Annotated in this window: 10 protein-coding genes and 2 tRNA genes; 9 read left to right on the top strand and 3 right to left on the bottom strand. The window is 60.3% G+C overall.

Annotation, left to right across the window (positions count from 1 at the left end):
* Nucleotides 1-528: 528 nt before the first annotated feature.
* On the bottom strand, nt 529-1,698 hold the full coding sequence (locus tag QMK17_RS12995; protein ID WP_283509663.1) for an MFS transporter: 1,170 nt from the start codon (nt 1,696-1,698) through the stop codon (nt 529-531).
* Nucleotides 1,699-3,034: 1,336 nt separating this feature from the next.
* Between QMK17_RS12995 and QMK17_RS12990 the strand changes: the two genes are divergently transcribed.
* On the top strand, nt 3,035-4,015 hold the full coding sequence (locus QMK17_RS12990) for an arabinofuranosidase (protein ID WP_283509662.1): 981 nt from the start codon (nt 3,035-3,037) through the stop codon (nt 4,013-4,015).
* Between the two features lie 15 nt (nt 4,016-4,030).
* On the opposite strand, the gene QMK17_RS12985 is transcribed toward QMK17_RS12990, so the two are convergent.
* Nucleotides 4,031-4,945 (bottom strand): pseudouridine synthase, encoded by a 915-nt coding sequence (locus tag QMK17_RS12985; protein ID WP_283509660.1) that lies wholly within the window; start codon nt 4,943-4,945, stop codon nt 4,031-4,033.
* A gap of 58 nt (nt 4,946-5,003) precedes the next feature.
* Here QMK17_RS12985 and QMK17_RS12980 point away from each other — a divergent pair, with 58 nt between their 5' ends.
* The 3 genes from QMK17_RS12980 (at nt 5,004) to QMK17_RS12970 (ending at nt 7,901) form a co-directional block, all read left to right on the top strand.
* Nucleotides 5,004-5,210: a DUF3072 domain-containing protein gene (locus tag QMK17_RS12980; protein WP_283509658.1), complete on the top strand. Its 207-nt coding sequence runs from the start codon at nt 5,004-5,006 to the stop codon at nt 5,208-5,210.
* A 48-nt stretch (nt 5,211-5,258) separates the two neighbouring features.
* Nucleotides 5,259-6,641 (top strand): DUF2252 domain-containing protein, encoded by a 1,383-nt coding sequence (locus QMK17_RS12975; protein WP_283509657.1) that lies wholly within the window; start codon nt 5,259-5,261, stop codon nt 6,639-6,641.
* A 222-nt stretch (nt 6,642-6,863) separates the two neighbouring features.
* A complete protein-coding gene (locus QMK17_RS12970; RefSeq protein WP_283509654.1) occupies nt 6,864-7,901 on the top strand; it encodes an alpha/beta hydrolase in 1,038 nt (345 codons plus the stop codon).
* Between the two features lie 13 nt (nt 7,902-7,914).
* Here the strand turns inward: QMK17_RS12970 and hisC are convergent, their stop codons facing one another.
* Complete coding sequence (gene hisC, locus QMK17_RS12965; RefSeq protein ID WP_283509652.1) at nt 7,915-8,976, bottom strand: histidinol-phosphate transaminase; 1,062 nt, start codon at nt 8,974-8,976, stop codon at nt 7,915-7,917.
* Nucleotides 8,977-9,067: 91 nt separating this feature from the next.
* Here hisC and QMK17_RS12960 point away from each other — a divergent pair, with 91 nt between their 5' ends.
* The 5 genes from QMK17_RS12960 to QMK17_RS12940 all read left to right on the top strand — a co-directional run bounded on the left by QMK17_RS12960 (nt 9,068) and on the right by QMK17_RS12940 (nt 13,054).
* Nucleotides 9,068-9,820, top strand: coding sequence for a dienelactone hydrolase family protein (locus QMK17_RS12960; protein WP_283509650.1), 753 nt, complete (start codon nt 9,068-9,070; stop codon nt 9,818-9,820).
* An 85-nt stretch (nt 9,821-9,905) separates the two neighbouring features.
* Nucleotides 9,906-9,995, top strand: a tRNA-Ser gene (locus QMK17_RS12955).
* A gap of 63 nt (nt 9,996-10,058) precedes the next feature.
* Nucleotides 10,059-10,131 (top strand) — tRNA-Arg (locus QMK17_RS12950).
* 1,102 nt (nt 10,132-11,233) lie between these two features.
* The gene (locus QMK17_RS12945) at nt 11,234-12,367 is read left to right on the top strand and encodes a type IV toxin-antitoxin system AbiEi family antitoxin domain-containing protein (protein WP_283509649.1); all 1,134 of its coding nucleotides are present in this window, start codon (nt 11,234-11,236) and stop codon (nt 12,365-12,367) included.
* Nucleotides 12,368-12,439: 72 nt separating this feature from the next.
* Nucleotides 12,440-13,054, top strand: coding sequence for a nucleotidyl transferase AbiEii/AbiGii toxin family protein (locus QMK17_RS12940; protein ID WP_283509646.1), 615 nt, complete (start codon nt 12,440-12,442; stop codon nt 13,052-13,054).
* The last annotated feature ends 103 nt before the right edge of the window (nt 13,055-13,157 follow it).

The raw sequence follows: 13,157 nt of genomic DNA, 5'->3' as shown, positions 1-13,157 counted from the left end.
GTGAAACCGCTGGTTAGGGGCAATAAGCGCACTCAGCCAGCGAGGCGCGAAAGGGTTCAAATCCCTCCGCTTCCGCCATTTGTTCGTTGTTCAAACTCGGCCCACCCCCAGGGGTGGGCCGAGTTTGTTTGTGCCGGTCGAAGCTGAGCAGCGTCGCCATCTACCGACCGGTGCATCCTCGACGAGTGCGACAATTGCCCGCTCGACGTGGTGTCAGTGCTGGTTCGCTGTAGTTCGACTGTGCGTTCGCCGAGGATGTGTCTCACGCGGCGCTTGTGCTTCTCAAGGAACACGGTCGACAGTCGGGCCAATATCAGCGCGAATGGCTCCTGGATCTCTCCACCGCTGACGCCTCCATCGTTTGCGAGGTTGAGCTTCTTGAAGAATCCCTGGCTGAGCATCGGGCGTGTCGCGGGTCCTGACTGTCGCCAATGCTGTCTCGATTAGTGCGACGATCGCCGTGCGTGGCCGCCTGTCCTCTGCGAGTTCCTTCTCTGCCGCGTTCAGGCCTCTCGGTTACTCTCATTTCTATTGGCGAACCTCGTTCGTGCCAATAGTTTTGGCAACTGCGACCCCGCCAGCGGCAGCCGCGGCGAACAGGATGACGCTGAAGATTGTGACTGCAGTCGGAATGGAAGTCGCATCGATCAAGTATCCAGCAACTAGCGGTAGCAATCCTGCGGGAACATAACCGCCGATGTTCATCAGCGCGTTTCCCTGAGCGCGCGATGTAGAGGGGACATGTATGCCGATCAACGTAAGCCCACCGAGTTGACCGAGGCCTTGCCCTGCACCGGCGAGCAACGCGGACACAATGAGTAGCGCTGCTGTGTCGAGCTGTACGGCTCCGAACAGGGCGACCATGGATAACGCAGTGGACGCTGCACCACCGATAAATATGGTCCGAACTGCTACCCGGGCAACTGCAAACTGAACGCCGGTAGCAACGAGGAACATCGCGCAGGCCGTCCCACCCGCAACTAGCGGGCTTGTCACTCCGAGCTGGCGGGCCAGCAAGGAAGGGCCCAAGGACAGCACGAACGATGTTGCCGTAATGCCTGGTCCGAACACTGCAATCCCGAAGAGTACGTAGCGGCGTAACTCATGCGGAACATTGGGCAGCCGCAGCTGAAATGGGCTGCGTTCTACGCCCTCGTGTACGTGGGACTGAGTCCGGAAGTAGACGACGGCTGCTGCGAGCACGATCAAGGCCGACTCGATACCGAACACCCAGCTGACAGGATCATCAAGGTACTGGGCCAAGAATCCGGCAAACAAGGGTCCAAGCCCAGCGCCGAGGACCATCGCGACGGAGGCCAGACGTGCGGCAATCGCGCGATGGGTGTCGCCTCCGGCATCGACGACGGACGCCATTCCTGCTGAGACGATAACGCCCACCGAGATGCCGGTGAGGAGTCGCGCGACGATCAACACTGCAACGTCATCGGCCATCAAGAAAAGTGCGCTTGCAGCGAGCGCAGAAACGAGTCCGGGCAGGAGAACATGCCGCCGGCCGAAGTGATCAGACAGTTGGCCGGCGATAAGTAGTGTGAGCAGTAATCCCAGGATGTATGCCGCGAAGATGATCGTGAGCGTTCCCGAGCCGAACCCGATCCTCTGCTGCCAGTAGACGTATAGCGGGGTTGGGGAGTTGGAGATTACGAACACGGCAGTGACGACGAAGGCTGCGAGTGTCACTGCGGTCATATTTCCAGGCATGGGTGGGGGCGGATCGGCAGCTGGCTGCTCTGGTGAGGGTCGGACATCGGAGTCGGTCATGGTGCCTCTCTCGTGTTCGGTTCGCGGTACGAGTATTTTCGAACTGGTACGACTGTAGACGCTCGGCCCTGGTCTCTCTACTGAAGTGATAGGCATAGTCGTAGCGGTTCGATAAAAGTGGTATTGCATGTATCCTGCAGGTATGGTCGCAATCTCAGTTCCAGAGGCCGCGGAGACGTATCTTCCACCGCCACTTGACGAGCCGTCCGTTGACGAACTTGCCCTGCCTGCGGTCTTCGCCGCACTTTCAACCCCGATTCGATTCGAGGTTGTCAAGCGCTTGCTGAATAGCTCGACCGACTACGACCACCCGTGTAGTTGGTTCGGCTTTGATCGACCGAAGTCATCGTTGACGCATCACTTCAAGGCACTGCGAGAAGCCGGGGTAATCAGGCAGCGGCAGTATGGAATGGAGCGACGTAGCAGGGTGCGGTACGAGGATCTCGAACACCGATTTCCGGGTTTACTCGACCTTATTTCCCGAAGCAATTTCAGCTTCACTGAGTTCGAAACTTCTTTACAACAATCGATTTAAGGTAGGCCGCAAAGACGAGACCTTCGCACATCTCGACAGGGTGGCCTCAGCAACATTTCGCATATGTTGCCGATGCTTATCACGACGCTGGATCCTTGTCTGGGAGAACTAACTCTGTTCGCAACGACACCCGCCGCAACGACAACTGAGGCACTGGTTTACGAAGTCGAGGTTGTCCACCCCCACGACAACGACTACGGCAGCCGAAACCAAGATTGTTGCGGCCAGGACTGCGGGCACCGACGACTTTCAACAAGGGGTTGCTACCTCCGTGCAGGACCGACTAACGGCGATTAGGTCACAGAGCACAGGATGTATGTAGTCGCTCGAACGTATAAACCTTGCCGTCTACGTCCATCCCTGATGGGTCGTACTGTTTGGTTCTGGGATCGATCTGACAATGCAAGCCCAGGTTTTAACATTCTTTTCATCGATTCTGACGACTGGATTGCAGCTGCCGAAAGCGCTCGCGATGTCGTCAAGGTCGAACTTGTGCAAAAAAGCAGATCGACCGGCAGGTTGCTGCAGCTGAGATTACTTATCCAACATCCGTCGTGTGTCAGTCGAGAGGTTTGAACGCCTTGCACTTACCTCCGCAGAGAGACAAGGCTCTGGCTTGTGACTTACGTCCAGGTCAGGGCCTTTCTTCTGTTCTTTTTCACAGTCGTTGGTAACGATTCCTATACCAGTAACCGAAGTTGCCCATGGTGCATCTAGTTCATGGATACTGCACCGGTGATGCCGAGGAAACGCAACTGCTTCTCCGCTCTGTCGACAGTGATCTTGGTTCTCGGGGGCTTGCTGATATCGGCCCCGAGTAGCGGGGCCGAACCGGCCTGGCGGTACACCATGGTGGCTTTCAGCAATGTCAGCGACCGCGCCATGGACGTCTACGAGTCCAGCGATGCCGTTCAATTCGAACCCGTCCAACGACCTGCCTACCGGCCGCCGTCGGGGCTCGTGCGTGACCCGAGCATCTTCCGGAACGCCGACGGGTTGTACTACGTCACCTACACCACGGGCGGCGGCGCGAACATCGGATTCGCGAGCAGCCCCGACCGCGTCAACTGGACGTCGCTTGGCACCTACCCCGTGCCGTTCTGCTGCGCCTTCATGCCAGGTACGGGCGACGGAAAAGGTTTTGTGAATCTGCCGGGCACCGGGTCGGCTGGGTCGTCGGACGGACCGTCGCTGTCGCCGTTCGTCACCAAAGCGTGGGCACCCGAGTGGTTCGTGGACGGCGGCCGCGTCAACGTGATCCTGTCGCTGTCGACCGGTGGAGGGTTCGTGCCGTACATGATGACGGCGCTCGATCCTTCGCTCCGGATGTGGAGCTTGCCTGTTCCTCTTGCTGGGATCGGCGCTGACCATATCGATACCACCGTGGTCAAGGTGGGATCGACCTATCACGCGTTCACCAAGAACGAGACGAAGAAGGTCGTCGAGCATGCGGTTGCGTCATCGGCTGCGGGACCCTATTCGTTTGTCGCGCCTGGACCGTGGGGCGAGCTGGTGGAGGGCCCGGCCGTGACTCAGTTGCCCAACGGACATTGGCGGCTGTATCTCGACGCCTACACCGAAGGGAAATACCTCTACTCCGACAGTGTGGATGACGAACTGAACACCTGGTCGGACGTGAAAGAACTTCCAGGCCTTTCGGGTTCGGTTCGGCATGTGGGCGTGATGAGAGAGCCTGCGTAACTGCCCGTCACGCTCTCAGATTCGAGCCCACGATTCCAGCGTGCGTCGCGATTCGAACCGTCTCGGAGAGCCACTCAACGGGTCGTCGAATTCAAGGGTCGAGGCCAGCAACTGCAGCGGTGCCGTGAAGTCGTCGACGGATCGTCCGGTCTCGACGGGGTAGAGATCGTCGCCGAGGATCGCGATGCCCAGCGAGTTCATATGCACCCGGAGTTGGTGCGTGCGACCTGTGAGGGGGTGGAGGCGGTAGCGGCCCAGGCCGTTCCGGTGATCGATCAGCTCGATCCGTGTGTGCGCGTTTGGTTCTCCGGCAACTTCCCGAGCGCCGAAGTCGTACTTCTCCTTGACGATTCGACTCTCGACAATGCGAGGAAATTCCAAAGCCGAATCATAGGAGGCGACAGCCTCGTACTCCTTGCGCACCATGCGATCCTGAAACAGTGTCTGATAGGCACCGCGATGGACTGGGTCGACCACGAAGAGCACCACACCCGCTGTGACACGGTCGAGTCGGTGCGCTGGAACCAGGTCGGGTAGATCCAATTCCAGCCGTAATCGGACGAGCGCAGTCTGCAGAATGTGGCCACCCCGCGGAATAGTGGGCAGGAAATGCGGCTTGTCGATCACCAACAGAGTGTCGTCGCGGTAGAGGATCGGGATGTCGAACGGCACGACGGTCTCGGCCGGTAGATCGCGATGAAACCAGACGGCCTCGCCCGGCTTGTAGGGCGCACTGTCGGTGAGAGGCCCGTGCATGTCGACGATTGCACCGTCGTCGAACAGTTCGTCGATACGAGTAGCCGTCATCCGGCGCTGGTTGTCCACCAGAAACTCGCGGATGGTGGACCACTGCCCGTCTTCCGGCATCCGGATGCGTGCCGGATCCAATCCATGACGCTTCGGCAACGGAGGTTGCTGCCGTCGTCTCACTGGGTGAGTCTAAGGGCGCCCGTGTTTGAGAACCCCGACTCGGGCGTATACCGAACATATGAGCGAACAAGAGAATGTCAGTCAGAACCCCGAGAAGGATCCAGAGGATTGGGTCACCGGAGACGAGCCGATCACGGGCCCGCAGGCGAGCTACCTGGGCACTCTCGCGCAGGAAGCCGGGGAGAAGGTTCCCGACAACCTCACCAAGGCGCAGGCGTCGGAGATGATCGACAAGCTCCAGGGAGAAACGGGACGCGGAGAATAATCCCCAACGGATGACGACGTCATCGGCCGGCGGCACAAGAATCGGCTGATGACGCCAATCGAGGGCCGCGACGCCCGTCGCGCACGGGGCAAAGCTGCGAGGCGGGCGACACCACGCAACGCACTCGCCGAGCACCCGGTCGCCGTACGAGACCCGATTGCACTTCTCGAATCGCAGGCCACCACGCGGGTGCCGGAGTTGGTACCCATTCGCTACGGGCGGATGGCGGCGTCGGAGTTCCCGTTCTACCGCGGTGCCGCGTTGCTGATGGCCGACGATCTCTCCCGTGCCCCGAACTCGGGCATCATCACGCAGCTGTGTGGAGATGCGCACCTGAGCAATTTTGGGGTCTATGCCACGCCCGAGCGCCGAATGGCATTCGATATAAACGACTTCGACGAGACCTATCGCGGCCCGTTCGAGTGGGACGTCAAACGTCTTGCTGCGAGTTTGACGGTGGCGGCGCATTCGCGAGAGTTCACGACGACGCAGGCGCGCAAGATCACCATCGCATGCGCGCAACAGTACCGCGAAACCATCAGGCGGCAAGCCGAACTGGGCACCCTTGCGGTCTGGTATTCCAACGTCGAAGTCACCGATGAGCTCGATGCAGTTCATCAGCAGCTGGATTCGACAATGCTCAAGCGCACCCAATCCCTCGTGCGAAAAGCGCGCACCAAGGACAGTATTCAAGCCCTTGGCAAGCTGACCGAGATCAAGGACGGCAGAAGGCAGTTCGTTGCGAATCCGCCGTTGATCGTCCCGGTGGAAGAACTCGTCGATGATGTCGAATGGACATACCGCGAACTCGACCGTCGCCTGCATGCCTACCGGGAGACGTTTGCGCACGACAAGCAAGTCCTGTTCGACAACTACCGACCGATCCAGGTCGCCCGCAAAGTCGTCGGCGTCGGAAGCGTCGGAACTCGCGCGTGGGTGATTCTGATGCAGGGCGCGGACGAGAACGACCCACTGTTTCTACAGGCCAAAGAAGCTCAGAAGTCGGTTATCGCGGGATACGTCGACGGTCCGAAGTTCGACAACGAGGGGCGACGCGTCGTCGAGGGTCAGCGATTGATGCAGGCATCGAGCGACATCTTTCTCGGTTGGCAGCACGGGCTCGATCCAGGCGGTGAGACGCGCGACTTCTACCTCCGGCAACTGCGCGACGGCAAAGGGTCGGCCGTCATCGAGGTCATGTCTCCCGCGGGGATGGAACTGTACGGACGCCTCTGCGGCAAGGTTCTCGCGCAGGCGCACGCCCGGGCCGGGGACCGCGTCGAAATTGCGGCATACCTGGGTTCGAGTTCCGCTTCCGAAAATGCGATCAGCGACTTCGCCGAGGCGTATGCCATCCAAAATGCTGCAGATCACCGTGCACTGGTCGAGGCGGTGGACAGCGGTCGAGTGCTCGCCCACCCCGGGATCTGACGCGCCGCGAAGAGTGTTAGCACTTCCTCGCTGCGTCCCTGCTCATGCGGCGTTTGGGACGTGTCATAAACAAACGGTGGAACTTTTGTACGACCTTCCGGCGAGCTATTGTGAGCGATGCCACAGCCTGCAGCACGCCTACCTACCGGTGGGTTACGTTGGGCGACGGATGTTGTTCGTGTTGCGCCAACACAGGCGCAGCGGGGGAGGATGGATTAGCAGATGCACCGTCGTGTTCTGGCAGCGCTGGGTACCAGCATTGCGTTGTCGATAATGGGAACCGGTGTGGTGTCGGCTCAGCCACTTCCCGGCACTGGAAGCTCCGATGGCGGCGCTGCGCCCTTGGAGCAGTCTGCGCCGTCGCCTGCTGCGCGTATCGATCACGTCGACATGATCACCGACCGTCGGGCCGCCGTATTCATCGATTCGCCCGCGATGAGCAAGATCATTCAGGTTCAGGTTCTGCTCCCGGCGGCGCAGGCAGTCTCGCGCCCAACGCTGTACATGCTCGACGGTGTCAGCGCGGGCAAGGAATCGAACTACGCCGAAAGCACCTGGACGCAAAAGACGGACATCGTCGGCTTTTTCGCCGACAAGAATGTCAACGTCGTTCTTCCGGTTGGAGGCTCCAGCAGCTACTACACGGACTGGAATGTCCCCGATCCGGTTCTCGGTGTGAACAAGTGGGAGACATTCCTGACGTCCGAGCTGCCACCCTTGATCGATGCCAGGTTCTCCGGCAATGGCACCAACGCCATTGCAGGTGTCTCGATGGGCGCCCAGGCAGCCATGGATCTCACCACCCGTCACCGTGATCTCTACACCGGCGTCGTGGGACTGAGCGGGTGCTACGACAACTCGCAGAACAACCTCAAGGACGCAGTGCGTGCCACGGTTGCCACCAATGGCGGCAACGCCAGCAACATGTGGGGCGAGAACTCGGACCCGAGCTGGATCGCGCACGACCCGTCACGCAACGCAGAAGCTTTGCGCGGCAAAGACGTCTACATTTCGGTAGGTACCGGACTACCCGGTCCGTACGAGATCGGACCGGGCGGTACCGGCATAGAGTCGGCCGCCATGGGCGGTCCCCTCGAGGCAGCTGCGCTCTACTGCACCACGCTGTTCGATACCAAGCTTCGCTCGCTGGACATCCCGGCCACGTTCGTCTACCGGCCGTATGGCATCCATCAGTGGGCGTACTGGCAGGACGATCTGCGTGAGGCATGGCCGACGCTCCGCAAGGCCCTCGACCTCTAGTCGAGGTTTCTCCTCAGGAAACGGCAGCAGCGGCGTATTTCAAGAACGCGTCGTTCTCGTGCGGGTCGCCAATGGTGACCCGCACGCCGTCGTTTCCGTAGGCGCGCAGCAGAATTCCAGCCTCGGCGGCACCCTCGGTGTAAGGGCCGGAGCGGTCGCCCAACGGTAGGAACACGAAGTTCGAGTCCGAATGTGCGACGTCGTATCCCAGTGCGATCAGTTCGTCACGCACGCGCTCACGCTCGGCGACGAGAGCGTCGGTGCGGGCCAGTAACTCGTCCTTCGCGGCGAGCGATGCCCGAGCCGCTTGCTGCGCAACAGTGCTGACTGCGAACGCGATGCGAACCTTGCCGAGCGCAGTGATAATCGACGGATCGCCGACGGCATAGCCCACTCGCAGCCCGGCAAGTCCGTAGGCCTTGGAGAAGGTCCGGAGGACGAGAACGTTTCGACGCCCACGTGCCAGCTCGACGCCGTCGGTGTACTCGCCTTCGGGATTTTCGCGGGCGTATTCGAAGTAGGCCTCGTCGAGTACGACGAGGATATGCGCAGGTACCGCGTCGAGGAACTTCTCCAGCGCGGATCGAGTGACGACGGTGCCGCTCGGGTTGTTCGGGTTACAGATGAACATGACGCGGGTGCGGTCGGTGACGGCCGCCAGCATCGCGTCGAGATCATGGACGTGGTTCTCGTCGAGAGGAACCTGCACGGGCGTTGCACCGGCTACGCGAGCGATGATCGGGTAGGCCTCGAACGAGCGCCAGGCGAACACCACCTCGTCACCCGGACTGCAGGTGATCTGGACGACTTCCTGGCAGAGCGCGACGGATCCACTGCCTGCTGCAACGTTTTCGGGTTCCACCTTCAACATCGCGGAAATCTCGGCGACGAGCGCCGTCGCGCGAATGTCCGGGTACCGGTTCACGCCGGTGACGGCCTCGGCGATGGCGTCGCGCACGCTCGGTAGCGGTCCCTGAGTGGTCTCGTTGCTTGCTAATTTGATGGCGCCGGGAAAGCTGCGGCCCGGAACGTAAACGGGGATGGCGTCGAGGTCGGTGCGTATGCGAGCGGTCACAGCTCATATTATGCGCCTGTGCTTCATGTGGGATTTCTGTGCGTCCAGCGGTATTGATGCGAGGGCCGTTTGCAGGCACTATTTTAATACCATGTCGACAATCTTCACGGATGTGGCAGTGCTCCGAATCGATGTGGATCCAGGTGTCGTCGAGGGTGACACCGAGCAGCCCCCTGCGGTGCAGCAGAAGGTGCCGTTGACCGCTATCGAGCCCGAGGGCAACGTGCGAGGCGGGATCGTGGTGCTTCACGAGTCGCGCGACATCCCGGAATCGCTACTCGATCTCTTGCGTGCGCTCGCGATGGAGGGGTGGATCGCGGTCGCCCCCGATCTGTTCCACCGCGATGCGGACACCGACGGCGACGAGGTCTTCGGTGACAATCTCTTCGCCGATTTCGACGCGACGTTCGACTGGCTCACATCGCGAGGCGTCTATCCGGACTGTGTTGGGGTCATCGGGTTCGACGACGCCGGGACCGCCGCCCTCATCGTCGCGACCAACCGTCCCATCGGTGCCGCCGTCAGCGTCGCCGCTGCTGGGATCTACGAGCCACTCAATGCCGACGCTGTGGCTCTCATCGAGGCAGCGCCGTCGCTGCAAGCTCCGTGGCTGGGTCTGTACGGCGAGAACGATCCCAAGACGCCACCGGAACACATAGAGGGCCTCCGTGAGGCAGCCATGCGGAGCTCCGTCGCGACCAACGTCGTCAGCTACAGCGGACTGCAGCATCGCGCCGACAATCCGCCGCTGCCTGGCAGCGCCGAAGACGGTGATCCGGCAGAAGCTGCGCTCGTCGAAGCGCAGACGAGGATCTTCGACTGGTTCGATTCGTTCCTCAGGTGAACGGGAGGTTGACCAGGCGTTTTGCGTTCACTACTTCCCCGTGTGTAATCTCTTCTCTCGGCGGTCCGAGAGGGCCGGCAGCCTAGGAGGCGTGCCAGAGCGGCCGAATGGGAGTCACTGCTAATGACTTGTCCCTTCACCGGGACCGGAGGTTCAAATCCTCTCGCCTCCGCCAAGCTGATCCGCAAGGATCAGCCTGTAGTACCGTTTGTTCGCAAGGACAAGCACAACTGAACATGCGCCCGTAGCTCAACGGATAGAGCACCTGACTACGGATCAGGAGGTTAGGGGTTCGAATCCCTTCGGGCGCACAGATACAGCCCCTGAACTGCAGTTATATGCGTTCAGGGGCTGTTTGCTTTGCTATCGACCCAACACTTTCCCAACAAAATCGATCCTGCGGGGACGGAAAGTGTTGAGTGATTCGGACGGCTGTGGTCGGTGGTGGACCATCAGAGGTTGCGTCCCGCGGAGATACATTCGGCTCTCGTCGCTGGACTCAAGTGTGCGGTCGCGGTCGTCTGGTGTCATCCAGTGCTAAGTGAATAATCGACACTGGAACGTAAGTGTTGACTACCGAATTTTGGCTCGCCTGTGCAACCTAATCCGACCGAGAATTCTGTTCGGAGGTTGCCGCTGTTAATCGCATTTTCAGCACCGTCCGGCTCAAATCACCAGTTCAGCGCAGTTCCGCGTTGCAGAACTGTGGGTGACCTGCGCAAAACTGTCCAATGGACTGCCGGCCAAGCCGAACACCTGCCGCAAGCATTCCGGGAGGTGATGGAGGACTCGCGTCCGCAGCCGTGGAGCCGAGATTTCTCCTGCCGTGCCCAAGCGGATCTCGAAGGCGGTGGACTTATGGCGGTCGGACGGGACTCGCCGCACCTACGCTGTTGGGTGGCGACGCTACGCCGGCCGGTGTGAGCGGGAGGGGCATCTCGCGTTGCCGTCGCACCCGGTCACCGTCGCAAGGCTCTTGTCTCGGTAGCGCGGGAACGTTGCCGTGGGTGGGCCGACGGGGTACTCAAGTGCCGTGATTCGGCGATCCTGCTCGGGTTTGCCGACCCTTCAGCCGCAGCGAGCTCTCAGACCTACTGTGCGGCGACGTCACCGTGCACCGGCACGGCGGGCTCCACATGCGGCTGCGTAAGTCGAAGACAGACCAAGAGGGCAGGAGCGGATCACCGCGGGCCGGCCGCCGACATCGAAGGCCGCTACGACCGTCGGCTTCTGGCTAGGCCGCGGCCAACCCGGCCCGTCTGATGTCACACGCGCTCCTCCAAGTATCACGTCTAAGACTGCAATAGTGTCACTCATCGCGACTTTCGCAGCTACTCAGATGAAGTATGTCACCGCAAATTTTATCCGAGCTTGGTGTACTGCAATAGTGACCCAAGATGGTACTATTGCAGCATGCGAAGGGAACATCCGATCATCGGCCTGGTGGACGTCGCGACAGTCCAATGGGGTCTGTTCACTACCGCACAAGCACGGGCCGTAGGATTTTCCGCCCAGCGAGTCTCACGTCTAGCCGGAACCGGCGCGATCGACCGGGTGCGCCACGGTGTGTATCGGGTCGGTGGCGCGCCCAGTGTGCAGGATGAGCAGCTCAGGGCTGCGTGGCTCGCAATAGAACCAAGCGCTACCGCCGGCGAAAGGCTCAACCAGGAACATCCGGGCGTTGTTTCCCACCGATCGGCGGCGCGCGCGCATGGGCTCGGCGACTTGGACGCGGACATCATGGAATTCATGGTTGCGAGCCGAAAGCAATCTCGCCTAAATGACGTTAGGTACCGCGTTGCATCGCTCGACAGGGACCGTTGGACTCTCGTCGACGGACTTCCTGTTACGACAATCCTCGCAACCATCGACGATCTTGCCTCCGACCATCTCGACGGTGGTCATCTCGCCAGCATCGTCCGCGACGCACTCACGTCCGGTCGTGCCGATGCCGATGCTATTGCTGACGTTCTGCGCGCACATGCCCACAGGTACGGGGCACCGCTGGGAGATGGGTCCGGTTTAGTAAATCGATTCCTCGTCGAGGCAGGTATTCCGAGTTCAATGCATTCTCTCAACAGGCATCTGACGGCCGACGAATCGTCCGCTACCGCCACTTCAGTTACGGAGATCCGGGAAGCAATCGCCCGCCAAACCGCACCCCTGCAAGAAGCCATCGACAGACTCACGACCAGTCCCACATTCCAAGAAGCACTCGCCCGCCAAACCGCACCCCTGCAAGAAGCCATCGACAGACTCACGACCAGTCCCACATTCCAAGAAGCACTCGCCCGCCAAACCGCACCCCTGCAAGAAGCCATCGACAGACTCACGACCAGTCCCACATTCCAAGAAGCACTCGCCCGCCAAACCGCACCCCGGCAAGAAGCACTCGCCCGCCAACCGATGCTGCAACAGAAAGAAACCACCGCCTTGGCGGCACAGGCAGCGCACGTTGCCGCCGCCTTCAATTCCCAGTTGTCGCGGGCTGCAGAAGGTGACGAATCGGCCAACAGCAGCAGCAACAGCGACAATGACAACGACTGAGCCGAGGAGAGGGAAGAGAGCGATGCAGACAAAGCGCGAACATACCTGGCGCCGATCCGCTAGCGGCATATCGTGAACGCTGCTGGGAAGACGCCGACGAATCCCGCCGCCTTTAGCCGTTCTCTCAAGGACCGGCTGAAGAACCAAACTGGCGTGCGAAATCGCACCATTGAACAGCTACGCCGCGAGTTCTTCTTGCAGAGATTCCTTGCGCGTGTTTTCTCTAGCTCTGAAGGTCGTTGGATGCTCAAAGGAGGGGCGTCGTTGTTAGTCCGCCGCCCCGACGCCCGGTACAGCCAGGACATTGATCTGCTTCACACTTCAGCAGCGGTCGAAGAGGCTATGGCAGAGCTCATCGCTATTGCGGATACACCCACTGAGCTCGACTTCTTTCGATTTGTGTTCGACACACCCCGACTGATGACAGGTGGGGTCGCGGGGGCCAGCGTCAAGGTTCGGGTGTACGTCGGCGCCCAACAGCTCGCCGACTTCCCGATAGACCTGTCCACAGAGCTGAGCCCGGTTGGCACTGTCGAATTCCATTCTCCGATACCGGTTATTGAGCTTGACGGCTTGGCGCCTATGCCAAAGTTTGCGTTATACCCTCTTCCGCAACAAATTTCGGACAAGGTGTGCGCGATGTATGAGAGATATGGACAGCTAAACCTGAATACACCGATGAAGTGACAACTGAGCGCGAGTTGTGAATACGAAATGCCCTGTCGTGGTGAAAGAATCAATCTTGTCTAGGGAAAGATTCGGCCACTACGAAGGGCATCTCGCAGATGCA

Source organism: Rhodococcus sp. G-MC3 (assembly GCF_030063335.1).
In the GTDB taxonomy this organism is placed as follows: Bacteria; Actinomycetota; Actinomycetes; order Mycobacteriales; family Mycobacteriaceae; genus Rhodococcoides.
Note: the sequence above shows the minus strand (reverse complement) of the source record. Positions and strands in the feature narration are given on the sequence as shown.